We start from the raw sequence: 24,684 nt of genomic DNA, 5'->3' as shown, positions 1-24,684 counted from the left end.
CGGCAGCTCAGAGGCGTCGCATCAGTACCGCGGTGAACTGCTGGGAGGCGCCCCACGGGGTGAGGTGTTCCTCACCGGCGGTGTCGACCAGTTGGTAGCCGGGGAACTGGTCGGCGAGTTCGGCGTGGGTGTAGCGGACGATCGGGAGGCCGCTGCACGTGGTCGGGCCGTCCGGACCGAACGTCGCCACGACGAGCCATCCGCCCGGTCGCAGCGAGCGCTCCAACGAGGCGAGGTAGTCGGCGCGTTCGTCCGGCTCGGTGAGGAAGTGGTAGACGGCCCGGTCGTGCCACAGTGCGTACTGGCGTCCCATGCGCAGGTCGAGTACGTCGGCCACGGTGAGGACGACGTCCGCGCCCGCCGGGCCGAGCCGGTCGCGGACGGTCTGCAGGGCGGTGAGCGACAGGTCGACCGCCGACAGGTCGCGGTAGCCGCGTTCGACGAGGTGGTCCACGAGCGTCGACCAGCCGGCGCCCACGTCGATGATGGGCTCGTCGAGGCCGAGTCCGGCCTTGTCGACCAGCCCCAGGGAGAGTTCCGGGACCGACTGCCACCAGGAGACGCCGTCGATGTTCTTGCTGTCGTGGACCCCTTCCCAGAACTCCGTCCGGGTCGCTGCGTCGTCGGGGCGCCAGATGCCGTTGTCCGTCATGGCGGTGACGGTAGTCCCGGAGAGCCGGGCTCGGCAGTGCGGGGAAGTGCCATGGGAGGTGGCGTCATGGTTCCGTAAGGAGCGATCCCCTCCTTGCCGTGCCCGGTCGTGGCTACGGTGACCGCCATGGTCGAACGAACACAACCCGGTCCTGCGCCAACTCCGCTCGGCGAGGTCCAGGCGCTGGTCGACGGCGGCGACATGGACTGCGGCAGCGGTCTGCTGCTGCTGATCACACGAGCGATGAGGCGGCTGGAACCCGGGCAACTGCTCGGTGTGCGCAGCGCGGAGGCGAGTGTGGTCACCGATCTCCCGGCCTGGGCCGACCTGGTCGGGCACGACGTCGTCTTCGAGGTCGCCGAGTCGGCCCAGGGCCCGTGGTGGTTCGCCGTGAGCAAAGCGGGCAGGTCCGCCGAGGCGGTCACGGTCTTCACCCGGGGCGAGCGGACGCCGGTGGGCCGCAGGCTGTGGCTCTACACCAACTTCGACTGCAACCTCGCCTGCGGATACTGCTGCGCCGAGTCCTCACCCAAGGCCGCGGCCCGGCGTTTCGACCCGGCTGTGGCCGCCGCGGCGTTCGAGGAGTTCGCGGCCCAGGGCGGCAAGGAGGTGTTCTTCACCGGCGGCGAGCCGTTCATGCACCCGCGGCTCAGTGACCTGATCGCGGCGGCTGCCGGTCTGGAGCGCACCGTCCTGACCAACGGAATGATCTTCGCCAGGGGCACCCGCCGGGCCATCCTGGAGAACCTGGACCGCGACGTGGTGCTCCAGATCAGCCTCGATTCGGCCACGCCCGAGCTGCACGACCGGCAGCGGGGTGCGGGGTCGTGGTCGCGGGCGCTCGACGGAATCGCACTGGCCCGTTCGCTCGGGTTCCGGGTGCGGGTGGCCGCCACGCTCTACGACGAGGACCCGAAGGGTGTGGACGCGCTGCACCGGCGCCTCGACGACGCCTCGATCGCCGTACCGGACCGGGTCATCCGGCCGGTGGCCCAGGAAGGCTTCGCCGACCAGGGAATGCACGTCTCCCTCGACACTCTGGAGCCGGAGCCGACGCTCACCGCGGACGGCGCCTGGTGGCACCCGGTGGCAGTCACCGACCCGCATTTGCGGATCGCCGACGGCCCGCTGCCGCTGGCCGAAGTCTTCGGCGTCGTACGGGACACACTCGCCGTCCAGGACGCCGCCGCCCGCTCCGGGCGTGAGGTCTTCCGCTGTGCCTGAGGGAGCGCTCGAATGCAAGCACGTATGACCGGGCCCGCGAGGTCCCGGATGACGCCCGTCCGATGGCTCTTCGCCCCCGCCACCGACGATGTGCCTCGCGGGCAGGCGGGCGGCGCGGCCTTCCTGCGAGTGCTGCTCGGCCTGATGTGGCTGCACAACGTGTCGTGGAAGGTTCCCCCGGACTTCGGGAACGCCGACGGAGGGCTCTACAAGTGGACGGCCTTCGCCGTGAGCCACCCGGTATTCCCGCCGTACAGCTGGGTCGTGGAGAAGGCAGTCCTGCCCAACATCGAGGTTTTCGGCTGGGGAGTGCTGATCGCCGAGAGCGCCCTGGCGGTGCTGCTGCTGACCGGTGCCTGGGTGCGGGTGGCGGCGGTTCTCGGTGTGGGTATGTCCCTGTCCATCGGCCTCTCCGTCGCCGTCGCCCCGCACGAGTGGCCGTGGGCCTACTGGCTGATGATCGGTGCCCATGTGGCGATCCTGTTCTCCTCGGCCGGGCGGGCGTTCGCCGTCGACGCGCTGCGGTCCCAGCTGGGCTCCGCCCGCAGGCTCGGCCAGGTCTGGGGCGCGATCGCGGTGGTCCTCGGTGGCCTCGCCGTACTGGGCTCGGCCGGAGACGATCCCCTCGCCGCCCGTGGCCACGACATGCGGGCCTGGGACCTGGCGATCAGCGTCGGCCGCTACAACCTCGTCGGCGGCCTGGTGCTGGTGCTGATCGGCGTCCTGCTGCTGGTGGGCGCCCGCGGTCGCCTCGCCCTCCTGTGCCGCGCGGCGGCGGTCGTCGGCGCGCTGGCCGCACTGTCCCTGTTCGCGCAGGTCGGCTTCACCGACCCGCTCCTCGGCGGCACAGCTACCTCGGCCGCCTTCCTGCTGTCCGTCGCCCTGGTCGCCGTGACGGTCGCAGGCGCCCCGGACCCGGCGCCGCCACGCGAGTGAAACCGACGACCACCCGGCCACGCCCGCACCAAGGAAGTGCCCATGCCCATGCCCACGAGACCGATGCCCCGACGTACGCTGCTCCTCGGCACCGGAGCGACGCTCCTGCTCAGCGCCTGCGGGACCGGGGCCGCATCCGAGACGCGGCAGCTCGGGATCTCCGCCATACCCGACCAGGACCCCGAGCTGCTGAACCGGCTCTACCCTGGCGTGGCCGAGCGGTTCGCCGACGCGACCGGCCTGAAAGTGGCCTACCGACCCGTCACCGACTACACCGCCGTGGTGCGGGCGTTCGAGATCGGCGACATCCACCTGGCCTGGATGGGCGGGCTGACCGGCGTCCAAGCACGCACACGCGTACCGGGTGCCACGGCCATCGCGCAGCGGGACATCGACGCCGAGTTCCACAGCCTCTTCATCGCCCACACCGACGCGGACCTGCGGCCGTTCGAGAAAGTGAACGGGTTGAGCGGCCTCGCCGGACACACCTTCACCTTCGGCAGCGAAACCTCCACCTCCGGCCGCCTCATGCCGCAGTACTTCATGCGGCAGGCCGGCCTTGAGCAGGGCGAGTTGCGGGGGAAGCCCGGCTTCTCAGGCTCCCACGACGCCACCATCGAGCTCGTGGCGAGCGGCAGCTTTGAGGCCGGGGCCGTCAACAAACAGGTCTGGGACGCCACCGTCGCGGCGAAGAAGGTCGACCTGAGCAAGGTGGCCGTGCTGTGGCGCACTCCCGGCTACGCCGACTACCACTGGCTGGCCCGCCCGGATCTCGACAAGACCTTCGGCGACGGCACCAGGAAGAAGGTGCTGGTCCTGCTCCTGGGTCTCGACGACCGGAACGCCGAGGACGCGAAACTGCTCAGGCCCTTCGGCGCCAAGTCCTTCGTCGGCACGACGAATTCCGCCTACGACCGGATCGAGGACGTGGCCCGCGACCTGGGGCTGCTGCGGTGAGTGACGCTCCGCCGGTGATCCGGCTGCGCGGCGCGGGGCGCCGGTTCGGCGCGCACGAGGCCCTGGGCGAGCTGGACCTCACCGTCCACGCCGGGGAACGGGTGGCGGTGCTCGGCACCAGCGGCGCCGGCAAGAGCACGCTCCTGGCGCTGCTCAACGGGTCGCTGGAGCCGACCACGGGCAGCGTGGAGGTCTTCGGTGAGAACCCCGCCCGCCTGACGGCCCCACGGCGTCGGCTGCTGCAGCGGCGCATCGGCTCGGTGAGCCAGGACCTCGCCCTGATCGAGCAGGTCCGGGTGGTGCACAACGTCAACGCGGGCAGGCTCGGCCGGTGGAGCACCACCCGCGCGCTGGCCTCCCTGGTCTGGCCCCACTCCCTCGACGTGGTCCGCGACGCGCTCGAACAGGTGGACCTGGGCTGGGCGCTGTACGAACGCACCGAGCGCCTGTCCGGCGGCGAGCGGCAGCGAGTGGCCATCGCCCGGCTCCTGGTGCAGGAGCCCGAGCTGGTGGTGGCCGACGAGCCCGTATCCAGTCTCGACCCGGTGCGCGCCGCGCGGGTTCTCGGCCTGCTCGGCACCTCACCGACCGGGAGAACGCTCGTGGTGAGTCTGCACCAGCCGGTATTGGCCCGCGAGCACTGCACGCGCGTGGTGGGCCTGCGCGAGGGCCGGATCGTCCTCGACGTCCCGGCCGGCGACGCGACCGACGAGGCCGTGCACGACCTGTACGAGCTCGTATGACACTCCAAGTCGACGCCCCGCCGACCCCGCCGTCCCCGGCGGCCGTGTCCGCGCCGGGCCGAAAGCTCGTGAGCGGGCGCCGGATTCTGCTCCGCAGGCTCACGGCACTGGTGGCGGTGGCCGGGCTGCTGGCCTGGGCGTTTGCTCGCGCCGTCCCGTCGGGCGGCGAGCTGGTCAACCGAGGCGGTCTGGCCCTGCTCGACGACCTCGCGGCGACCGCGCTGCACCCCGCCCTGGACCCGGGCTTCCTCGGCGTGGTTCTGGAGGCGACGGCGACGACGCTGGCCCTGGCGCTGCTCGGGACGGCCGGGGCACTGGTGATCGGCCTGGTCGGCGGGCTGGTCCTCAGTGACGCGGCGTGGAGCGGCGCGCTGCCGTGGCCCCTACGTGCGGGGCGGCTTGTGCTGCGTGGTGCGCTGGTGGCCGTCCGCTCGGTGCACGAGCTGGTGTGGGCGCTGCTCTTCGTCAGTGTGCTCGGCCTCGACCCTCTTGTCGCCGTCCTGGCACTCGCCCTGCCCTTCGGTGCGCAGAGCGCCCAGGTCTTCGGGGAGACCTTCGACAGCGTGCCCGACGCGCCGCTGCGTGCGCTGCGCGCCGCCGGCGCCAAGCGTTGCTCCGCTCTGGCCTACGCTCTTCTTCCCGGCACGGCACCGCTGCTGCTGTCCTACTCCTTCTACCGGTTCGAGTGCGCCCTGCGGTCCGCGGTCGTGCTCGGCGTCGCCGGCGTCGGAGGGCTGGGATTCGAGCTCACGGTGAGCCTGCAGTCGCGTAATTGGGGCGAGGTCTGGACGCTGGTCGCGGCACTGCTGGGCCTCGCGGGGGCGGTCGAGCTGTGGAGCAACCGCGTCCGCTCCGACGTCGCGGTGGTGACCTGCGCCGACTGGTCGGTCGGACATGAACGCTCGCGCGACGACGGCCGGTCCCCGCGTGGTCTGTCCCGCTCGACCCGCTGGTCTCTGATCCTGGCGGTGCCGGCGATCGCGGTCGCCTGGTGGTGGGTGGGCCTCTCACTTGCCGGACTCGCCTCGGCCCGCGCCCAGGACCTCGCCGGCCGACTGCTCGGCGACCTGTGGCCTCCCGCACTCCCCAAGGGCGGTCTGCGGGTACTGACCGGCGCCGCCCTCGACACCGTGGCCATGGCCGTCCTCGCCATGGCCGTGGCGGTCGTGATCACCGTGCTCGTGGGCCCCTGGGCCGGCCGCCCGCGCGCCGACCGACGCGGCCCGGTGTCCTGGGGCCGACGGGCCGTCTGGTGGCTCGCCCGGCTGCTGCTCCTGGTACTGCGGTCGGTCCCGCCGACCGTGTGGGCCGTCGTCGCGCTCCTGGGCCTCTTCCCCGGCGTACTGCCCGGAGCCCTGGCACTGGGGCTCTACACCGGCGGCATCCTCGGCAGGCTGGTCGCCGAAGCCTGGGAGACCATGGACCTGGGGCCCCGGGAGTCCCTGCGCGACGCCGGCGTACCCCGTGCAGTCTCTGCCGTCGTGTCCATGGGACCACCGTCCGCGAACCACCTGGTCACCTACACGCTCTACCGGTTCGAGATCTGCGTGCGCGACACCGCCATCGTCGGCGTCGTCGGCGCGGCAGGCCTGGGCCGACTGCTCAGCGAGCGTCTCGCGGCCTTCGACTTCCCCGTCGTTACCGGCATCCTGCTGGCCTCGTTGCTGGTCAGCCTCACCGTCGAGGTACTGGGACGCCGACTGCGACGCGCGCTTCGAGCCTGAGCCCAGGTCGACCGCGGTCGCTTTCGGATGTTGTCGGGTTCGATCCGTCCGACTCCCGCGCACCCGGCCGACCGAGGCCCGGGCCGTTCACGAGCGACGGTTCCGCCCAGAACATGCTCTGGCATGATTCACGCCGGTCCTGGCCGGCGCAGGGTCTCCAACGGTGCCAGGCCGCCTCCTGCTGTCACCTCGGCCGTCGGCCGCCCGCTCCATGCTCTGCCCCGTGTGCCTACGTCCGGCGCGCGGACGCATCAGTGAGCGCGCTCACGTTCCTCCCGCGCGTCGGCTGCTTACGGTGAGCGAACACACTCCGCGCCCGGAGAAAGGCCCCACCGACGTGTCCGTGCCCGACCTCACCGACAGCCGCGCGGCAACCGACGCCCTGCTGGGGACGCTGAGAGACGGCCGCTGGAGACGGTATGCCGTGGCGCGTTTCCTGGGTCTGGCCGCTGATAGGTCGGTGCGGCAGGCGGCCCGCCGCCCTCGGGCGCTGGCCCAGCTCACCGTCCTGCACGGCCTGTTGTTCGTCGTCGCCCGCGATCCGGGACGGGGCTGGGTGGCGGCCAACTGGCTGCTCGCAGCCCTGCATCTGGGCCTGCTGGAGCGCCGCGACCGGCTCGCACCGGCCGATGCGCTCACCCTGATCCGTGACAGTCTCCCCGCCACGGCCCTGGGGTCGTGCCGCTGGTCGGGACTGGTGTCGGTCGGCCTGGACCTGTCCGACGGCCGCCTGGCCCGCCGCCAGGAGACCGTGTCCCCCTTCGGTGACTACGCCGACTCCCTCGCCGATGCCGCGGCACGCTGCCGGGACCCTGAAGTCCCGCCACCGACACCGTCCGATGCATGGGGCCGCACAAAGACCGGTTCAGCAACGCACGCACCTGGAATCGAGACGGATCCAGGTCGTGAGAATGTGGCCCCTGGGTGGAGAGTGCATCGGCTCATGGTGAGGCGCGAGCACTGATGGAGTGGGGGTAGTCGTGGGGTTGGCCATGTGCCCGTTGTGCAGCGACGACGAGGACATCGAGTTGGTGCGCACTCTCGATGACGGACGTCGGGTCGTCAAGCACCGGTGCGGCTACGAATGGGAGCACCGGCAGCCCACGCCCCCGACGAAAAGGCCGTCCTATTCCTTCAGCGACCTCAAGGCTCGTTTCCCGAAAGCCGAGGACGTCGAGCCCCAGTGGCTGGAACGGACGGCTCGGCTCAAGTCGCAGTACCTTGCCACCAAGCCGGACTTCGATCCTCACGTAGCGGCCTACTGGGCGAAGTACCAGAGGATCTTCTCCCTCGACGGGTTGCGGACGTGCGACCCGAGGGTGCTCAAGGACTTCGCCAACTCCGACGTCGGCGCCCGCCCCGGCAACCAGGCCACCTTCAACTCCGCGTGGAACGACATGGGCGACGCCGCTGCCGGGAAGGCGACCCGCGAGACGATCGCGTACCTCCTGTACGGACCTGATGACGTGCCGCTCGAAGACCGGCTGCAGCATCTGCTGGACGGCACCAAGCCGTTCGCCATGACCGGCTTCAAGGAAGCACTCCTCACAAGGGTTCTCTGCGTCATGCAGTCCGACCGGTTCCTGTCGATCCTCAAGTACACGACGGAGGCGGGCGGCAAGCGCGAGATCGCGCGGATGGTCTACGGACTGGAGCTGCCGGCGCCCGAGTCGGTGAACTGGACTCTCGGCCGGCTGATCCTGTGGAGCAACGACCTCCTCCACACGCTGGCCGGTGAGGGCTTCGCCAACCAACAGCACTCCGCCGCGTTCCTATGGTGGGCAAAGGATCAACCCGGCGGGTTCCATTAGGCGAGACTCCGTCGGACGCCGCTGCGGACGGCCTGTCGAAGTTCCATGGGGCAACCCGCTTCGTGAGCACGGCCGGTCACGAGCCTCACCCCGTCTCCTCGGGGACGGTGAGGGGATGAGGAGCCAACACCTGCTGGTGCGGGTCCAGTTTGGGGGCAGATCACGTTCGCGGGCGACCCGGCCGAAAAGCGGTCCTGGCCACCGTCAGGTTCTCCGTCGGCAGGATGTACCGCTCCGCGGCCTCGACCGGCAGGCGCCTCTCCGTCACCGGCGTCGTGGGCGAACGCCCCTTCTGGCATACGCACTCCCGGCGGCGTGGTTCCCTGTCTGGCAGTGTGACCGTCAGCGCCCGTAGGCTCCCGCCATGCAGTCCGTCATCACGGCCATCGAAGCGGTACCGCCGGACAGTGACCGCAAGTGCAGCATGCACACTTCGCCGCGCCCCAACTGCAGTGGCATGGTCGTGGCCGTCGTGACGTTCAACGACGCCGGGAACAAGAACAATCACTGGAACGTGTGCCACTGGTGGCTCACCAACAAGCCTGGGGCAGTCGCCTTCCAACAGCACCGGTAACCCGAAGCATGGGAGACAACTGTCCGGACTCCGCAGGCTTCTGGGGAGGGTCGGCCGAGGAGACTGGACCGCATGTCCTCACTGTTCTCACGCCCCGCTGTCACGCCCGTCAAGCTGTCGGAACCGCCCGTCCTGGAGAGCTGGGACGCAACCGGACACCCGAGCCAGCAGCGCCTGCGCGGCTACCTGGACTCCGTTGCGGCGCTGTTCGGCCCCATCCTCGCCGAGGACGCCACCCACCTGGCCTTGGCGCTCGATGTCGGCCTCGCCGACCACGTGGCGCTGACTCGCGGCGGCCACGACCTCGACAACTACCTGTTTCCCCTGGCACGCAGATTCGGGGCCGGGCGCTTCGACGCCGTCTTCGCCCGCAAGCGCCATGCCGCCTCCTCCACGATCGCCGTCGGAGCGGCCCTACGGCAGGAGCCGGACCGTGCCGCGGTGCCGCCCCTCCTGTCCGTGCGCACCAGCATGTCCACCACCTCGGCCGCGTGGAAAGAAGCCATCCACCAGGCATGCCGGGCGGCGCACCCGGAACCGGCTCCGGAGGGGCCACTGCAGGTCCAGCTCTGCTTCCGGGTGTCCGCCAGACGCAACTGGTCAACACTCTGGAAGCCGGCGATCGATGCATTGGGGCCGCTGCTCGGCATGCCGGATCCGGACCGCCCCTTCCGGCCCAGCGATGATCGAATCGTCGATCTCGCCCTGCATCGCACTGTCGATGACTCGCTGGGCCACGATGTCGTGATCGCCGTTTGGTGCAACCGCGTCACGCCCCGGACCCCGCGGGCCTGCTCGCGGCCGCGGCGGCACTGATCGCCTATGGCGGCCTCGTGCTCTACGGCATTCTCGACACCGACGAAAGCGGCGGCAAGCCCGAACGCCACGTCCCCACCGCCTCAGTGACGTACGAGGTGACCGGACAGGGCACCGCTGACATCACCTGCCAGGCCAGCAGCGAGTCCGGTAAGGACACCGCCGTCAGCCGGGCTCGGCTGCCGCGGCGCACGACCGTCGACGTTGCGCTCGGCAAGGCCCCCATCATCAGCGTCACCCTCGGCGAGAACGCTGGCCAGGCCTGCTGCGCCGTGGCCATCCGCGGCACGCACGTCCAAGGCGCCACCGCCACCGGCGAGTTCGGGCGCGCCACCTGCTCCGGATCGCAGAAGAACCTGGCTGACCCTCGGGGCCGTGGTTCTGAGAGGCGGGGGCATCGTGACCTATGCCGTCGCCTGACCGTCCGACGAGCGGCCGAGGCCCGGAAAAGAGGCCAGGCCGGCGTCGGTGCACAGCATGAAGCTCAAGGCGCGGGGCAAGGGCCGCAAGGGGGTGGACAAGCAGGAGACCGAGCGGTTCAGCGGTCTCCTGCTCACCTGGAAGGGGCCAAGGCGCCGCTCGACGGTACGGCCGAGGCGCGCCCGCAGCCTGGAGACCGGTGAGTGGTCCGGGTGGAAGCCGCTGGCCACGGAGCTCGCCGCGGACGGGGCGGAGGCGAAGCGGGCCGGGGCGCTGGGCGGCACCGAAGTGCTGTGGACCGGCGCGGCCGATGCCGTCGAGCTGCGGGTCACGGCCGCGGACGGCACCACGGCCACCGCCCTGCCCGAGGGCATCGCCCTCAAGCTGATCGACCCGGGTACGACGGCGACGGAGGCACCTGCCGCCGAGCCGGCCGCGTACGCCGTGGAGGACACCACGCCCGCGGCCACCTCGACGGACACGGCCGCTCCGGCGGACAGCACCTCGCCGGACGAGAGCGCGGCGCCCGCCGGGTCGGACCCTGCCCCCGAGACCGCCTCGCCGACCCCCACAGACCCGTCCGGACAGGACAGGACAGGCGGGCGGCAGCCAACGGTGCCGCCTGTCCCGAGTCGAGGACACACCCGCGCGCGGGTGTTGGCGTGTCTCGTGAGACACATATCAGCCTGGAGAACCCTGGCTGGTGTAGCCGAGCGCGCGGAGGTCGGCCGATCGAGTCCCGGCGGGTTCGATCTGCGTACGGGTGAAGCCGGGCTCCTGCCGTCCCGTTCGCGAGGGGCGCTGGGGCGTTTGGGCGGGAGTCGGCTGAGGTGCTCTGGCCCAGGGTGCGCAGGGCGGCTTCCGGCCCGTGGTCGCGGCGAGCGGCTCCGCGTTCGTCGAGATCCCAGACCATCGAGCCGACTACCGTGCGGCGCGGACCGCGGCGTTGCACGATGCCGCGGACCAGGAGCGGGCCGGCGTGAAAGACGGTGTGGGCGCACTGGCCGTGGGAATCCCCGAAAAAGGCGACGTCGACCAGGCCGGAGCCGTCTTCGAGGCTGAGGAAGATCACGCGTCGGCCCGATGGCAGGGGCGGGGTCTGGGTGGAGGCCCGAACGCCGGTGACGAGAACCTGTTGCCCCGCGTGCATTGTTGCCGGTCAGAGGTTGTTGACGTCCGCTGGTTCACCGGATCTCGTTGTCGGGGTGGTCGCCGTCGTAGGCCTGGCGGGCGTGAGCGATGGCGTCTCGATGCTCCAGCGACCAGTCGGCGAGTGCCTTGACGAGATGGGTGAGGCTCGCGCCGGTCTCGGTGAGGCGGTAGTCGACCTGAGCGGGCACGGTCGGATACACGGTCCGAAGCACCAAGCCGTCACGCTCCAGCCGACGCACCGTGAGAGTCAGCATTCGCTGCGAGATCCCATCGATAGCGCGCTGGAGTTGGCGGAAACGCCGCGGCCCGTTGGCGAGCTCGACGATGACCAGAACGGACCACTTGTCTCCAACCCGGTCGAGAACGTCCCGGATCCCGCAGTCGGGGTGCTCCGGCTGCCCGCACGGCTCGAGCTCGGCGGTTCCAGCGGTTACATCGGTGTGCGTCACTGACACGAAACTGCCTCCTTGTGTGCCGGTCGCGGCCGGTTCAGGATCTCACCGTAGTTACTGAAGAGAACCACGGTAGGAGACAGAAACACAATGATCATGGTGACCGGCGCCAACGGACAGCTGGCTTCCCTCACGCTTCAGGCGTTGACTGAGCGCAAGGTGCCCGCCTTGGGTGGCAGCCGAACGCCAGCCGATGGGCAGCGCCACCTCGACTTCGACGACCTCACGAGCCTGGACCTCACCGGTGTTTCGACCTTGGTCCTCGTCTCTGCGGGGTATGCCGAGGACGACCGGGTCTTCACTCGTCACCGGGCTGTTCTCGACGCTGCGCTCCGCGACGGCGTCGCACACGTGGTCTACACCAGCCTGACCGGCGCTGGGGATCACCTCGGGTTCGCGCTCGCGCACAGGGCCACCGAGCAGATGATCGGGGCCAGCGGTCTCGGGTGGACGATCCTGCGTAACGGGCTGTATGCCGAGCTGTTCGGCGCACTGCTGACCTGGACGTCGGACGGCCTGGAGTCAGCGTTCGGCGACGGCGCCCTCGCCGCGGTGGCGCGGGCGGACCTAGCCGCTGCCGCAGCCGTCGTTGCCAGCAACCCGGCCGCACACGCCGGCAAGACCTACGACCTGGTCGGCGAGCCGATCACCGCCACCGACATCGCCGAACGTCTCGCCGTCACTCACCGGGCGTTCGGGCTCGGCGAGTACCGCGCCCGGCTACTCGCCGATGACACCTTGCTGCCGTTCCAGCCGCCGATGCTCGCCTCGATCGCCACGAGCGTCCGACACGGGTTCCTCAGCAACACCGGCCCCGACCTCGTGCGGCTGCTCGGTCGACCGCTCACCGACCCTCTCACCGTCGCCACGGATACCGCCGCCACGATGCGCCCCGGCGCGCGCTGACGCGGATGGTTCACCGCAACGCGCCACTGTCCGTCGGGGGTCACCGGCGTCTGGTCGAGCGCCGCAATCCATGGCGCAGGCGATCGACCTGGTGGCAAAGGGCGGCACGATCATCGTCGTCGGCGTTGGAGCCGCCGGGCCCACCCCCGTCCGCCTCGACCTGGTCCAGGACCGGGAGATCCGCATCGAGGGCACCCTGATGTACACCCGTGAGGACTACCGCACCGCCCTGTCCCTGATCGCCTCTGGCGCCGTCGACACCGCCGAGATCGTCACCGCCACCTACCCGCTGGAGGACGCCGCCAAGGCCTTCGCCGCGTCAGTCGACCCCGAGCAGGTCAAGGTGCTGGTCACGGTGGACGGTCCGTGACACGCCGCTCCGGCGTGTACGGCGTACGTCGCAGCCGTCGCCGCACCGCTGACCCGAGGTCCGGGGCCCTGACCGGCCCCGGCTCCCGTCGGCCCGTGTGGGAAACTGCGAGACCGGCTGCCCGCCACGTCCGGACCCGGATCACCCCCCGGGCAAGTTCCCCGACGCCCCGTCACTTCACTTTGCACAACCGTCTATTGCTGTCCACATCTCAGCAAACCCGGCCTCTACTACGGCAGTTACGGCCGGGCGCCGCGATCGAGTATCCGCCCGAATGCGGTTCTGCTCCGCGGTTGCAGAGAGGGCGCCGTCAGCGCCCGCCGCGCTGCTCCGCGCACATGATTCGGCTGAGGTGAGAGGAGTATCCGGTGCTGGACGACCTGCTGGTGATCAGTGTTCGAAGCCTGGAGCACAGACCGAGTCCACGTGGGGGCGTTGGGGTCGAGTCAGGCGCCACGGGGACCTCGACGCAGACAGTTTGACCGCATTGGCAGCTCCATGACGGATACGGTGGCGGATCCGCTTCCATCCCTTCATCCGTAACGTCGGGGATGTAGGCCATGACAGTGCCCACCAGGGCGTGACGCCCTGTCGTCCATTAGCCGCCGTCATACATGACGGTCCGCCAGATTCCTCCGGCGGGCCGTTTCGGCTCTTCCGGCTACTTGCGGGAACGCCGAACCCACGAAAACGTCCCCCCACACACCAAAGATGGAGATACGGCATGACCGCAGTGGCGACGAAGGACAGAGCAACGAGGAAGGGGATGAGCCGCGTGACAGCGATGTCAGTCTTCCGCGCCGCCACGCTCGCAGGACTGGCCACACCGGCGCAGGATTTTACGCACAGGGAATCTGCTCTAATACGTGACGGTGCCGGGCACGCCGCAGCGGTCGGCCTCGATCAGGGTGCCGACCTACATCACGTGCATGCAGCCGACCGCCTTCGACACTGAACGGCCTGCTCCAGCGTGGGTGCCTGGGCGGAGAGCGCGGCGGTACCTTCATGGAGGTACCGGTAGCAGGTCGGGCCGGACAGGCTGTTGTCCCGCGCGAGCTGACGCACCCGGGTGCTGTCGAGGAACCAGCGGATGACCAGCACGGCCTGGCGGAAACAGCCCGGCGCCCAGGTACCGACACAGGTCCCGCGCCGGTCGCGCTCGGCCTTCGTGAACGATGAGAGGTACGCGACGGTGTCCCGGCTCATGTCGAGCCCGGAGTGCATGTGGCACTGGACGGCACGTGACACCTCCTGGGGTGGACGTGATCTTCGCAGACCAGCCCCTCCCAGGGGCTTCACCTGTTTCCGGCCTCGGACCGGCACCCCGCGACCCGTCTGACAACCCATCACCTGCCCCTGGGTCACCTCGCGTTGCTGCCAACAGCGCGATCCTGTCCACACCCCGCCGACGGCTGGGCGAGGAGATGAACGTGCTCAGCGCGGCGCCGTCCTGGCTGCGTCCGCTCGCGGATGGCGAGCCCGCGGCGCTGGAGAACCTCGGGCAGGCGCTCCGCGGATACTTCCACGCGGCCCTGACGCCGTACTGGTCCGCGGTGCGAGCGCAGATCGAGGCCGACCGTGCGGTGCGGGGGCGGGAAATGCTGCGCGGCGGCGCCGACGCACTGCTGTCGACCCTGGGCCCGTCGCTGCGCTGGCGGCCGCCCCATCTGGAGGCGGAGTACCCACTCGACCGCGAGCTGCGTCTCGACGGGAGGGGGCTGCTCCTGGTGCCCTCCGTCTTCTGCTGGCGGGCCCCGATCACACTGACCGACCCGGGCCTGCCGCCCGTGCTGGTCTATCCAGTCGCCCGCACGCACCACTGGTGGTCACCTCAGGAGGCGGATGCTGGTCCCCGGACGCTCGGAAAGCTCCTCGGTCACGGGCGCGCCGCCGTCCTGCAGGCACTGGAGGACGGCTGCACGACGAGCGAGGTGGCCCGGCGCGCGGGTGTGACCCCTGCGACGGCCAGCGAGCACATCAGGATCCTGCGGGAGGCAGGACTGACCGCTTCGGTCCGCGACCGGAACACCATGTTGCACGTTCTCACTCCGCTGGGATTCAGCCTGCTTACGGCGAACCGGACCGGGCAGCGCCAGGCGGCGATCACTGGCGCTGTGCCCGTATAGCTGCGCCGGGTCGGTCGGGCCGCGGGTGCGAGGAGGCGTCCGTTCAGAGGTTGACCGTCTCGCTGGTGAGCGCCCTGCGCCACACACCGGAACCGGCCCCTGGACGTCAAAGATCGCCCTGCCGTCGAGCGCCCCTCGCCCGTGAGGGCGATGGTGTCCCCACGACCACGACGGCGAAGTCGTCGGCCTCTGCTGCAGCAACGGCCTCCCGAAGCTGTGCCTGGTCGACCGGGGCGGTGGTGAACACGGGCGCCGGCGGTTGGCCGTCGGGCCCGATGGACCACTCGGGATGGTAGGCGGGGCTTGCGATGTCGGCTCCGCGGGCGTGCGTGATGGTCCAGTCGGCGTGTGCGACGGCGCGCAGGCCATCGAGCGCAGCCTCCACCGACTCGCGTGGATGGCCTTCGGGCATCCACGGGAGGCGGCCGAGGCGCCCACCCAGTCGCCGAGCGTGGCTTCGGGGCTGTCGGCGTTGGGGCCGATGACCGCGATCGTCCGCGCTGTTCCTTCGCTCACGGCGCGGCCGGTTCGGTCCGAGGTCAGCCCGCCCTCAAGCGGCGGAGTGCTGTCGTTGCGCAGCAGCACCAGTGATCGGCGGGCGGTCTTGAGGTTGAGGTCGGCGTGTGCGCGGCAGTCGATCCCCTTCGCTTGCCGCTCGGGATCGGGAGCGCGGGGGCAGAGAGCGCGGGGTCCCCGAAGAGCCCGAGCTCGAACTTCAGCCGCAGAACGCGAGGTCCCGCATGGTCGATCTGTTTCTCGTCGACCAGGCCGCGGTACTTCTTGGAGCGTTGGCACTGCTAAAACAGTGACCGATGGGTACGAGGGAGCGCGACCGTAAGGTGCACCGGCCGCTACGGCAGGCCGGCCTCGAGGTGATCCCGAACGCCGTGCCGGACGGAACGATGCCGTTCGTCCATGGATACGGTGCCGAGGACGTGGTCGGTTTCTTCTCCCACCGGTACAACACCCCACGGCTCGTCGAGCGACTCAATGCGGACTGGTACGACCTCGCCGTCTCCACGGGCCTTCTCGACGAGCGGCGCGAGTTCCTCGTCCAGCTTCCACAGGGCACCCGGACGCACCGGGCCGCCCTGCGGCACCTGCACAGCGACAGCAACGCCACGCCGGCGGTCTGGACCCGGGTCCGGCTCCTGGAGCGCTGGGACATCATGGGCCGGGGCGCGGCATCGGCGTTCCTCGGCGTCCACGCGGGCCACCCGGGCTTCGCCATGATGGCTCTCGACGGCAGCGTGTACGTCCATGCCTCGACGGGCGAGATCAGCGTCGATGTGCTCGCGGTGCGCCACCCGGGCCGCTCGGAGAACATCCTGCGGCACCTGCAGTGGATCACGCTGCACGACAGTCCCAACGTCAACCGCGAGTTCAAGGAGCGGATCGCCGTCTGGCTCGCAGGCCGCGCAAGGAGCGCTGTGAGCCCTTCAGACCGCTGACGACGCGGCCCAGGCGCGGCGGAAGGACGAGGCCGGCGAGGTTGTGGTTGCCGCGACTGACCGCAACTGTCGCGACTGGCCGCAACGCGTCTTCTACGGCAGGGAGCGGGTGAGCCACACCAGTTCGCCGCTGTCTTCGGTCGAGACGTGGTATCGCCGACTGCCCGCCCAGGGTTCTCCGTTGAGGTCTTACACCAGCTCCACAGACAGACACCGCCAGCCCGGCGGCCAGAAGGTTCAGCGGCGTTCACGTCCCGGTCATGGGCCGTGCCACAGCTGACGCACGTCCAGGTGCGGGCGCCCAGCGGCATCGCCTCAGCGAGGTAGCCGCAGGCGGAACACAGCTTGGACGAGGGGAAGAAGCGGTCCACCGCGATTACTTCCCGCCCGTACCAGCCGGCCTTGTACTCCAGCATGCTCCGGAACTGGGCCCACGCGGCATCCGAGATGGCGCGGGCCAGGCTCCGGTTTTTGACCATGTTGCGTACGGTCAGGCCGCTGCATCGCTCCCTTTGCAGGGCTGTCGACACTGAGCTTCGACGCCGGGCGACAACGAGCGCACGACCCAAGATCAACTCCGTCACGAAGACCTCCGAGTCCGCCGGGCGCGCGAAACAGCGAGGCTACTCTACATAGAGTGTATACACAGTGTGTATAGTGGCGCCTCATGACGGACGTATATCTGCTGCCGATCAGCACGGCCGCCCTGATCTTCCCGGGATTCGCCCTCCTGATGTTCGTGCCGACAGCGGTCGTCATCTACCGGCGGCACGGCGTCATGACTCGCTGGCGCGTGCTCTCGCTCTACGGGGGCGTGTATTACGCACTCACCGCCTTATGCCTGACGGTCGTGCCGCTTCCGTCCCCGTCGGTGGACGTCTGCGCCAAGTACCCGTCCTTCGCCGACCCTCAGTTCATGCCCGGCAGCGCCTTCGCGGACATCTGGAAGGAGGCGCACCACCGAGTCACCTTCAACGCTCTGGTGCTCGACAACTCGGCCGTCTGGCAGACCGTGTTCAACCTCATCCTGCTGCTCCCGCTCGGGGTCTTCGTACGCATCCACTTCCGCCGGGGGCTGATGGCGGCCACCGCGGCTGGATTCGCCGGGTCACTCCTCTTCGAACTCACCCAGTACACGGGTCTGTGGGGTCTGTACGCGTGCCCGTACCGCCTCTTCGCCGTGGACGATCTCATCGTCAACACCGCGGGAGCGGCGCTCGGCTGGGCGGCGGCCGGGCCCCTGGCCCGCGTTCTGCCGGACCTGAACACCTTGGACGACCGCGTGCTCGATCTCCACAAGGTCCCCTTCGGGCGGCGCCTGGTGGCCCTGCTGCTGGACATGACGGGTGCCTCTCTGCTGACCGGAGCCATCGCCAGTCTCGTCTTCCTCGGCTTGGGCGCCGACGCCGTGCTGTGGGTCCCGCCCGTTGTCTGGGTGCTGTGGTTCGTGATGGTGCCGCGGTGGAGCGGCGCGACTCCGGGCAAGCACGTCCTGTTGATGAAGCTCGTCACGAGGAGCGGCGACAGGCCGGGGCACGGTGCGCTCGCGCTGCGCGCCGCGGCGCTCGGTCTACCCTTCGCTGTCGTGTGGCTCATCGCGGGAGCGACTCTGCCGAACGCCGGGGCCGATCCCTCCGCCCTGATCGAGATCGCGGGCGGGGTCGGCTATCGGGACGTGGCCTACGCGATGGCAGACGACCCGGTCGGCGGGCTCGCGATGTTCCTCGCCCCAGTCGCCTGCCTGGCCCTCATCGTCTGGTGTGTACGGGCAGTCCGCAGGCACCCCCAGGGACTCGGTCTGCACGAGACCCTCTTCGGAGTGCGGAACAAGGCCCTGCCGCATACCACGGCCCGGCGAGGCGGAGGGCCGGACGGACCGGTCGAAATGGAAGAACCGTCACCCTCGGCCCCGCCCGAACAAGGTCGACTTCCGCATGCCACGGCAGTCCCTGCCGGCACGAGCGGGGAGTCGAAGAGCTGCCCTGGCTCGCCGACACCGAACTCGACGTCGCCAAGTGGGACAGCCGCGCTCCGCGTGGATGAGCGTCACTGAGGCCTGACCCGTCGGCCGACAGGATCCGGGCCGGGAAGTCCCGCTTCGTCGTGCAACGTGTCAACGTTCGACGGCTCGGGCGGTGCCGGAACGCGCAGGCACTCACGGCGGGCGGCGACACAGGTCCCCCCACTGCACGGCCGAGACCCTGCCACAGGGCACTGGTGCGCCGTCGGCGAGGTGCCTGCTGAGCAGGTCCTTTTCCCACGGCCCCAGCCCGGTACACCTCCCGCCGGGGCGGCCAACACTGGCCAATTGAGCTAGGAGCGGTGTGCTTCCTCCATGCCGCGCGGCGCCTTCGTGATGTCAGGCGGCGCGCTTCACGTGGCGGACCAGCCACATCAGCAAGGCGTCCAGGTCGGCGGCGGCCGAGAGGACCCGGTCGACCGCCTCGGGGGTGTGCAGCCACTCCTCAAGGCCGAGGGGACGGGCGGCGATCAGCGAACGGTGGCGCAGCAGTTTCGTACGGGAGTGGTCCGTCGGATAGCCGCGCGGGGGGCGTTTCATCATGTCCCCGGAGATGTCGTAGCCCTTCTTCCGCAGGTCCTCGATGATGGCGGGCAGTTCTCGGCCGCTCCGCTCGGAGGCCACGGCTTTGCGGAACATGTCCACCTGGCCGGGATCGGGGTACCACCAAGCGCCCTGGATCCGCAGGCCGTCCAGGTCGAACCGGAGACCGATCTCGATCTTGCGGCCGAGCCGGATCACCGCGCCCTGGTGCTGCCACCACCAGGAGTCGGTGCGGTAGTGCCAGACGGAAAAGTCCTCGTACCGGGGGTCGGTGTCCGCGACCTCGTTCAGCAGGGCGATCATCGGCTGCCGGACCAGGCGTTCGCGGTCCGCGCGGTAGCGCTCGCGGGTCGCGTGGGTCGGTTCGCCCTGGAGCTGCCACAACACGTCGATGGCCTGCTCCGGCCAGCCGGTGAACTGTCCGCGCATGCGCGCAGGATAGCTCCCCCATGATGCGCCGGGAGAGTGAGACGGGCAGGGAGACGTCGCCCGGACAGGGTGGGAGGTGTTGCGGCGGGGCTCGCAGGCCCGGTCGATGTGCCGTGCGCCGTGGGCGAGTTCGTCGAGGAACACGGAGAGCTGGAGCCGGGTGGGAACGGGCGTGCAGCAGCGCGGACCACGTTGGCGTCGGGCGCGCAGGGCGGCTCGAACAGTGCCTGGGCGTAGTAGCGCAGAATCTCCAGGTGGGCCTCCCGGACCTCGTCGCTGTCCACATCGGCGCGGGTGACACAGACCATGGCGGCTTCCAGCGGGCCGACGGCCTCGGCGCGGGCGCCGAGGAGTTCCGCGGTGACGGCGAGGGAATTGCGGTCGGAGACGTCCCACAGCAGGCGTGCCGCCGTCCGTTCGTGGGTGTCGGCCGCGGCGGCCCGGTGCGCAGCCGTACAACGAGGTCACGGGCCATGAGTGAGTAGGTGAGCCGGCCAGTCCACCGGTGTCGCGTGGGCGTCATCACACGTGACAGAGGTGGTGAACAAGCGCTTAGATAGTGAGATCGACCTCGCCCGTGCCGAGCTGGAGGCCCCGTTGCTGTTCACATCCGTCGACGATGTCTCGGCACGCCTCGCCGAAACCGGGTATCTGGCGTCGCCCGCGGTGGCCACGACCGTGTTCCTCGCCGACCGGCTCGGCAAGCCGCTTCTGGTAGAGGGGCCGGCCGGGGTCGGCAAGACGGAACTCGCCAAGGCCGTCGCGCTGGTCGCCGGGGCGCAGCTGGTCCGGTTGCAGTGCTATGAAGGCGTCGACGAGTCCCGGGCGTTGTACGAGTGGAACCATGCCAAGCAGCTGCTCCGTATCAGCGCCGGCCGCGACGAGAGCTGGGACGAGGCGCGCACCGACATCTTCAGCGAGGAGTTTCTGCTGCCGCGGCCGCTGCTGACGGCCATCCGCGGCGACGACCCGAAGGTGCTGTTGATCGACGAGACCGACAAGGCCGACGTCGAGGTGGAAGGACTGCTGCTCGAAGTGCTCAGCGACTTCCAGGTCACCGTCCCGGAGCTGGGCACGATCACGGCGACCAGCCGCCCCTTCGTGGTGCTCACGTCGAACGCGAGCCGCGAGCTGTCCGAGGCACTGCGGCGCCGCTGCCTCTTCCTCCATATCGGCTTCCCGGACGAGGAGTTGGAGCGGCGCATCGTACGGCTGAAGGTGCCGGGCCTCGGCGAGGCACTCACGGAGTCCGTGGTCCGGGTGGTCGGCGCGCTGCGCGAGATGGATCTGCGGAAGGTGCCGTCGGTCGCCGAGACCATCGACTGGGCGCACACGCTGCTCGCGCTCGGCGCCGACTCTCTCGACGAGACCGTCGTACGCGACAGCCTCGGCGTCATCCTCAAGCATCAGGAGGACGTCCTCAAGGCGGCCGCCAAGCTCGATCTGGACGCCATGTGAACGCCCCGCCCGGCGTGGCAGAGCGGCTGACGGGTCTCGTCGGAGCGCTGCGCTCGCACGGCGTGCGGATCGGCACCGGAGAAACCGTCGACGCCGCACAGGCGTTGGAGGCGCTCGGCCTCGCGGACCGGGAACGGCTGCGCGAAGGGCTGGCCGCCACGCTGCTGCACAGTACGGGACAGCGGTGGGTCTTCGATCCGGTCTTCGACGTGTACTTTCCGCGCCGCGTCGGGGCGCCGGAAACCGAAACGCCCGCCGACCGGGAGGACTTGCGGGACCGGCTCGCGGCCGCCCTCGCCGCCAACGACCAAGCACTGCTGGGCCAGTTGGCGGTCGAAGCGGTGAACGGCTTCGGCGGATACGGTTCCTCACCGGGGTCGGACGGCTGGTCGTCGCACCAGACGCTCGACCGGCTGCGCCCGCAGACGCTGATGGCCCGTGTGCGCGACAGCGTCAGGGCGCAGGCCGGCGGGGCCGGGTTTGCCGACCGGTTGTTGGAGGACGAGATCCGGCGGCGCATCGCGGCCTTCCGCGCGCAGGTCGCCACTGAGGCGCGACGCCGGGTCGCCGAGCGGCGCGGCCCAGACGAGATCGCGCGGCGGGCGGTGGCCCCGACCGCCGACCGGGTCGAATTCCTGTTCGCCGGACGGGACCAACTCGCCGAGCTGCGCCGGGTGGTTCAGCCACTCGCGCGCAAGCTGGCCACCCGGCTCGCCGCGCGCCGCCGCCGCGCCTCCCGCGGCACCATCGACCTGCGGCGCACCCTGCGCGGGTCCCTGTCGACAGGCGGGGTGCCGATGCGGCCCGTCCTTCGCCGACGCCGCCCCATCAGGCCCGAACTGGTGCTGCTGTGCGACGTGTCGGGATCCGTCTCGGGCTTCTCCGACTTCACGATGCTGCTGGTGCAGGCCTTGCACGACCAGTTCAGCAAGGTGCGGGCGTTCGCCTTCGTCAACCGGATCGACGAGGTCACCGGGCTGCTCGCGCAGGGTGCGGCCGACCCGGGGGGACTGGGTGCCCGGATCCGGTCGGAGGCGAAGGTGACCGGCTGGCACGGCAGCAGCGACTACGGCATGGCCTTCGGCGAGTTCACCGAAGGCCATGTCGGCGCGGTCGGCCCGCGCACGACCGTCTTCGTCCTCGGCGACGGCCGTACGAACATGAGCGACCCGAACCTGCCGGCCGTGCGGCAGCTCTCCGAACGGGCCCGCCGGGTCTACTGGTTGAACCCCGAGCAGCGGTCCCAGTGGGGCACGGGCGACTCCGCCGCACCTGCCTACGCCGAACTCGTCGAGATGCACGAGTGCCGCAACGCCCGACAGCTCAGCGAGCTGATCGCGCGCCTGCTACCGGTCTGACCGACTGGGAACCGCCCCTGACGCGGGCCGGTGAAGTGTCAACTCCTCGCCACGGACGCGGTCAACCGCCACGTGGTCGAGGCTCCGGTTTCGTAAGCGAGAGCGGGCTCTGGCCCACTTCTTCGATGCTGTTGGTGATCGTTGAAGCACATGCACTGACACGTCTGTCACCGCGGCGGGCTCGGGGCGACAGGTTGGCACCGTGATCGCCCTCTGCTATCAGAGTTGACGGTGCATCAGGTCAATACGGGTGGCCCGGGCCGCGGTCGGCCGTTCAGGTCGTGGGCCGCTCCGTCGATCCAGGCGGAGCGCACTTTCTCCGGGCAGGCTCTGGGAGTCGTACTCGCCGAGACGCGCCTGCCCGAAGCGGCCCAGGCACCTGCTGGCAGCCCAGGTAGCCGCAGGTGTACCCGGATCCCGAGCTGTCGGACCCGTTGACCATGGATCACTTGATCAGGAACTCCCGCGTTGTCGTCCCTTTCCGGCGGGTCTCACCTGGGTGCCGAGACGTGACCCCGGGGTGTGCGGACGACTGTGGCACCAGGCTCGGATGTGTGGTACCCCGAGCTGAGGCCGTCCAGCAGGAGGTCCCCGAGCTCGGAGAACGCGTCGCCGGCGGTCAGGCCGGTCCTCTCCAGGAGGATCCCCGACTGGACGGCATCGATGGTGACCGCTACGACCTGGGCGGCGAAGTGTCCGTTGAGCGCGCGGAAAACTCCGGTCTGGACGCCCTCCTCGATCAGTTCGTGGACCCGGCGTGCCGCTGCGGCAGAGTTCTTGCGGTAGATCTGTGCGGTCGGTTCGTAGCCGACCATGTCGTCGTAGAAGGCGTGGGAATGCCGGCGCATGGCCGTGCCGACGCCGGTGAGGTAGACGCGGATCCGCTGTCTGGGGTCGGGCTCGGCCTGGACTGCCTGTTCGATCTCGGCTGTCGCATCCCGGAAGAAGGCGCGGGTGACCGCCAGTACCAGTTGTTCCTTGGTGGAGGCGAGGCTGTACAGCGTCGCCTTGGAGCACCCCAGTCGCTGGGCGAGCTCATCCATGGTCACTGCGGTGAAGCCTTCGGACAGGATGATCGCTTCGGCCTGGCGCGACAGTTCGTCCCGCCGGTGTGTGTCGACGACCCGTCTGCGTGCCGTTCGGCGTGGGCGTCGGTCGCGCGAGTCAGGTTGGGCCGTCACCGCAGCAGTCTCCCATGAGCGTCTCCGCCTGTAGCGGCGGCTGGTCGCCCGCGCCGGAAGGGCGGCCCGGGCGGCGAAAGCAAGGAGCTATCAGCGTACCGGCTGACGTACCCAGGCTTGGCGAAGCGACAAGTCCGGGGAAGAGCTCATGACCGAGGTCCCCCGCGCCACGCCGAGGTCCCCCGCGCCACGCCCGGGGGCCCCGCCCGACAGTGCCGGGGCAGCCGCGTTCTTTGTTCACCGGCCGCCCTGGTGCTCGCGCATGCTTGATGACTCCGAGGCGTCATCAGGCACTGACTCGCAGCAGTGTCCGGCCGAGGGTTTTTCGCTCGTCCAGGTGCCGCAGCGCGGCCGACGCCTGTTCCAGGGGGAAGACGGACGAGATGGGCGGGTCCAGCCTGCCGGATTTCAGCAGCGGCCAGAGTTCGCGCCACTGGGCGCGGGCGGCTTCCGGATCCTGACGCCAGTACTCGGCCACCCCGGCTCCGAGCACCGAGGTGTTGGTCAGCAGCAGGCGATTCACTTTGAGCGTGGGGATGCCCCGGCCCGCGAATCCCAGCACGAGGAGGCGCCCCGCGCCGTGCCGCAGCGCACGAAGCGAGTCCAGGAAGCGATCCCCGCCGACGGGATCGACCACAAGATCAACGCCTTGGCCGTCGGTGAGCGTCCTGACGGCGTCGAGAAACCCGTCGGCCCTCACCACCTCCTGTGCTCCTACGGTCCTGGCCAGTTCGGCCTTCTCGTCGGTGGACACGACGGCGATGACGCGTGCGCCGTAGGACGCTGCCATTTGACAGGCCGCGCTGCCCACTCCGCCTGCGGCTCCGTGGACGAGGACGACCTCGCCCGGTCGGAGAGCGCCCCGGCGGATGAGCGCGAAATGTGCGGTCAGGTAGTTCAGGGGCAGGGCGGCCCCACGGCGGGTGTCGACGTTGCACGGGAGAGGAAAGACCATCGACGCCTCGACAGCGACCGTCTGGGCGAAGCCACCGGTGACCGGGAGGGCTGCCACGCGGTCACCGGAGCGGAATCCGGAACCGTCGGTACGGACCGTTCCGGACACCTCCCAGCCGGGGACGAACGGCAGTTCGGGGCGTGTCTGGTATTCCCCGCGAGTCTGCAGGATGTCCGGGAAAACCACGCCCGCCCATTCGACGTCGATGAGGACCTGGCCCTCTTGGGCCTCCGGCTCCGGAAGCTCTCGTACGACCAGGGCATCAGGGCCCTCGAACGCGGTGACAAGCACACCCTGCATCAGTACCTCCCGGTCCCAAGGACCACCGCGAGACCACTATGTGATGGCACGACTGCGAAGCGGATCGGCCGTGTCACTGTTCTCGACGATCGCCTCGCACGATCGCCTCGCACGAAGGCCGATGCA

The 24,684-nt window shown here is 70.0% G+C and carries 25 protein-coding genes and 2 pseudogenes; 17 read left to right on the top strand and 10 right to left on the bottom strand.

All coding sequences use genetic code 11. From position 1 onward, the window contains the following. Positions 1–7 precede the first annotated feature (7 nt). Complete coding sequence (locus ACTWQR_RS37405; RefSeq protein ID WP_443231687.1) at positions 8–652, bottom strand: class I SAM-dependent methyltransferase; 645 nt, start codon at positions 650–652, stop codon at positions 8–10. Positions 653–778: 126 nt separating this feature from the next. Between ACTWQR_RS37405 and ACTWQR_RS37400 the strand changes: the two genes are divergently transcribed. From ACTWQR_RS37400 to ACTWQR_RS37360, 9 genes are all read left to right on the top strand, one after another. Next, positions 779–1,876 (top strand): radical SAM protein, encoded by a 1,098-nt coding sequence (locus ACTWQR_RS37400; protein WP_443231686.1) that lies wholly within the window; start codon positions 779–781, stop codon positions 1,874–1,876. A gap of 12 nt (positions 1,877–1,888) precedes the next feature. Continuing rightward, positions 1,889–2,812 (top strand): Rv1678 family membrane protein, encoded by a 924-nt coding sequence (locus tag ACTWQR_RS37395; RefSeq protein ID WP_443231685.1) that lies wholly within the window; start codon positions 1,889–1,891, stop codon positions 2,810–2,812. Positions 2,813–2,860: 48 nt separating this feature from the next. Continuing rightward, positions 2,861–3,769: a putative selenate ABC transporter substrate-binding protein gene (locus ACTWQR_RS37390; RefSeq protein WP_443231684.1), complete on the top strand. Its 909-nt coding sequence runs from the start codon at positions 2,861–2,863 to the stop codon at positions 3,767–3,769. Next, the gene (locus ACTWQR_RS37385; RefSeq protein ID WP_443231683.1) at positions 3,766–4,512 is read left to right on the top strand and encodes a phosphonate ABC transporter ATP-binding protein; all 747 of its coding nucleotides are present in this window, start codon (positions 3,766–3,768) and stop codon (positions 4,510–4,512) included. The genes ACTWQR_RS37390 and ACTWQR_RS37385 overlap by 4 nt, the downstream gene beginning before the upstream one ends. Further along, a complete protein-coding gene (locus ACTWQR_RS37380; RefSeq protein ID WP_443231682.1) occupies positions 4,509–6,236 on the top strand; it encodes a PhnE/PtxC family ABC transporter permease in 1,728 nt (575 codons plus the stop codon). The genes ACTWQR_RS37385 and ACTWQR_RS37380 overlap by 4 nt, the downstream gene beginning before the upstream one ends. Before the next feature lie 295 nt (positions 6,237–6,531). Next, entirely contained in the window at positions 6,532–7,200 is a 669-nt protein-coding gene (locus ACTWQR_RS37375; RefSeq protein ID WP_443231681.1) for a CDP-alcohol phosphatidyltransferase family protein, read from the top strand. 16 nt (positions 7,201–7,216) lie between these two features. Further along, on the top strand, positions 7,217–8,047 hold the full coding sequence (locus ACTWQR_RS37370; protein WP_443231680.1) for a hypothetical protein: 831 nt from the start codon (positions 7,217–7,219) through the stop codon (positions 8,045–8,047). Between the two features lie 364 nt (positions 8,048–8,411). Further along, on the top strand, positions 8,412–8,621 hold the full coding sequence (locus ACTWQR_RS37365) for a hypothetical protein (RefSeq protein ID WP_443231679.1): 210 nt from the start codon (positions 8,412–8,414) through the stop codon (positions 8,619–8,621). A gap of 72 nt (positions 8,622–8,693) precedes the next feature. Beyond that, positions 8,694–9,437 (top strand): hypothetical protein, encoded by a 744-nt coding sequence (locus tag ACTWQR_RS37360; RefSeq protein WP_443231678.1) that lies wholly within the window; start codon positions 8,694–8,696, stop codon positions 9,435–9,437. A 404-nt stretch (positions 9,438–9,841) separates the two neighbouring features. Here the strand turns inward: ACTWQR_RS37360 and ACTWQR_RS37355 are convergent, their stop codons facing one another. From ACTWQR_RS37355 to ACTWQR_RS37345, 3 genes and pseudogenes are all read right to left on the bottom strand, one after another. Next, entirely contained in the window at positions 9,842–10,429 is a 588-nt protein-coding gene (locus ACTWQR_RS37355; RefSeq protein ID WP_443231677.1) for a hypothetical protein, read from the bottom strand. A gap of 109 nt (positions 10,430–10,538) precedes the next feature. Beyond that, positions 10,539–11,007, bottom strand: a pseudogene (locus tag ACTWQR_RS37350) (DNA polymerase III subunit alpha); the annotation flags it as partial. Positions 11,008–11,041: 34 nt separating this feature from the next. Next, entirely contained in the window at positions 11,042–11,464 is a 423-nt protein-coding gene (locus tag ACTWQR_RS37345) for a winged helix-turn-helix transcriptional regulator (RefSeq protein WP_443231676.1), read from the bottom strand. Between the two features lie 87 nt (positions 11,465–11,551). Here ACTWQR_RS37345 and ACTWQR_RS37340 point away from each other — a divergent pair, with 87 nt between their 5' ends. Next, entirely contained in the window at positions 11,552–12,367 is an 816-nt protein-coding gene (locus tag ACTWQR_RS37340; RefSeq protein WP_443231675.1) for an NAD(P)H-binding protein, read from the top strand. 70 nt (positions 12,368–12,437) lie between these two features. Then, positions 12,438–12,737, top strand: a complete 300-nt coding sequence (locus ACTWQR_RS37335) for a zinc-binding dehydrogenase (RefSeq protein ID WP_443231674.1) — start codon at positions 12,438–12,440, stop codon at positions 12,735–12,737. A gap of 921 nt (positions 12,738–13,658) precedes the next feature. On the opposite strand, the gene ACTWQR_RS37330 is transcribed toward ACTWQR_RS37335, so the two are convergent. After that, positions 13,659–13,985, bottom strand: coding sequence for a hypothetical protein (locus ACTWQR_RS37330; protein ID WP_443231673.1), 327 nt, complete (start codon positions 13,983–13,985; stop codon positions 13,659–13,661). Positions 13,986–14,161: 176 nt separating this feature from the next. On the opposite strand from ACTWQR_RS37330, the gene ACTWQR_RS37325 reads away from it, so the two are divergent. Beyond that, positions 14,162–14,863, top strand: coding sequence for a helix-turn-helix domain-containing protein (locus tag ACTWQR_RS37325; protein ID WP_443231672.1), 702 nt, complete (start codon positions 14,162–14,164; stop codon positions 14,861–14,863). Positions 14,864–14,969: 106 nt separating this feature from the next. Here the strand turns inward: ACTWQR_RS37325 and ACTWQR_RS37320 are convergent, their stop codons facing one another. Beyond that, positions 14,970–15,275: a hypothetical protein gene (locus tag ACTWQR_RS37320; protein WP_443231671.1), complete on the bottom strand. Its 306-nt coding sequence runs from the start codon at positions 15,273–15,275 to the stop codon at positions 14,970–14,972. Positions 15,276–15,675: 400 nt separating this feature from the next. On the opposite strand from ACTWQR_RS37320, the gene ACTWQR_RS37315 reads away from it, so the two are divergent. Next, the gene (locus tag ACTWQR_RS37315) at positions 15,676–16,314 is read left to right on the top strand and encodes a hypothetical protein (protein WP_443231670.1); all 639 of its coding nucleotides are present in this window, start codon (positions 15,676–15,678) and stop codon (positions 16,312–16,314) included. A gap of 130 nt (positions 16,315–16,444) precedes the next feature. Here ACTWQR_RS37315 and ACTWQR_RS37310 read toward each other — a convergent pair. Beyond that, positions 16,445–16,874, bottom strand: a pseudogene (locus ACTWQR_RS37310) (RNA-guided endonuclease TnpB family protein); the annotation flags it as partial. Positions 16,875–16,981: 107 nt separating this feature from the next. Between ACTWQR_RS37310 and ACTWQR_RS37305 the strand changes: the two are divergent. Next, a complete protein-coding gene (locus ACTWQR_RS37305; protein ID WP_443231669.1) occupies positions 16,982–18,367 on the top strand; it encodes a VanZ family protein in 1,386 nt (461 codons plus the stop codon). Between the two features lie 306 nt (positions 18,368–18,673). On the opposite strand, the gene ACTWQR_RS37300 is transcribed toward ACTWQR_RS37305, so the two are convergent. After that, a complete protein-coding gene (locus tag ACTWQR_RS37300) occupies positions 18,674–19,306 on the bottom strand; it encodes a DUF2461 family protein (RefSeq protein WP_443231668.1) in 633 nt (210 codons plus the stop codon). A gap of 254 nt (positions 19,307–19,560) precedes the next feature. Here ACTWQR_RS37300 and ACTWQR_RS37295 point away from each other — a divergent pair, with 254 nt between their 5' ends. From ACTWQR_RS37295 to ACTWQR_RS37285, 3 genes are all read left to right on the top strand, one after another. Continuing rightward, complete coding sequence (locus ACTWQR_RS37295) at positions 19,561–19,791, top strand: hypothetical protein (RefSeq protein ID WP_443231667.1); 231 nt, start codon at positions 19,561–19,563, stop codon at positions 19,789–19,791. A 115-nt stretch (positions 19,792–19,906) separates the two neighbouring features. Continuing rightward, positions 19,907–20,764: an AAA family ATPase gene (locus tag ACTWQR_RS37290; protein ID WP_443231693.1), complete on the top strand. Its 858-nt coding sequence runs from the start codon at positions 19,907–19,909 to the stop codon at positions 20,762–20,764. Further along, a complete protein-coding gene (locus tag ACTWQR_RS37285) occupies positions 20,761–22,122 on the top strand; it encodes a vWA domain-containing protein (RefSeq protein ID WP_443231666.1) in 1,362 nt (453 codons plus the stop codon). Before ACTWQR_RS37290 ends, ACTWQR_RS37285 begins: the two co-directional genes overlap by 4 nt. A 491-nt stretch (positions 22,123–22,613) precedes the next feature. On the opposite strand, the gene ACTWQR_RS37280 is transcribed toward ACTWQR_RS37285, so the two are convergent. After that, complete coding sequence (locus ACTWQR_RS37280; RefSeq protein ID WP_443231665.1) at positions 22,614–23,303, bottom strand: TetR/AcrR family transcriptional regulator; 690 nt, start codon at positions 23,301–23,303, stop codon at positions 22,614–22,616. A gap of 286 nt (positions 23,304–23,589) precedes the next feature. Then, positions 23,590–24,558 (bottom strand): NADPH:quinone oxidoreductase family protein, encoded by a 969-nt coding sequence (locus ACTWQR_RS37275; protein WP_443231664.1) that lies wholly within the window; start codon positions 24,556–24,558, stop codon positions 23,590–23,592. Positions 24,559–24,684: the final 126 nt, after the last annotated feature.

This window comes from Streptomyces sp. 2A115 (assembly GCF_052245575.1).
Taxonomy (GTDB): Bacteria; Actinomycetota; Actinomycetes; order Streptomycetales; family Streptomycetaceae; genus Streptomyces.
The sequence above is the reverse complement of the archived record's forward strand: the minus strand, read 5'-3'. Positions and strand labels throughout refer to the sequence as shown.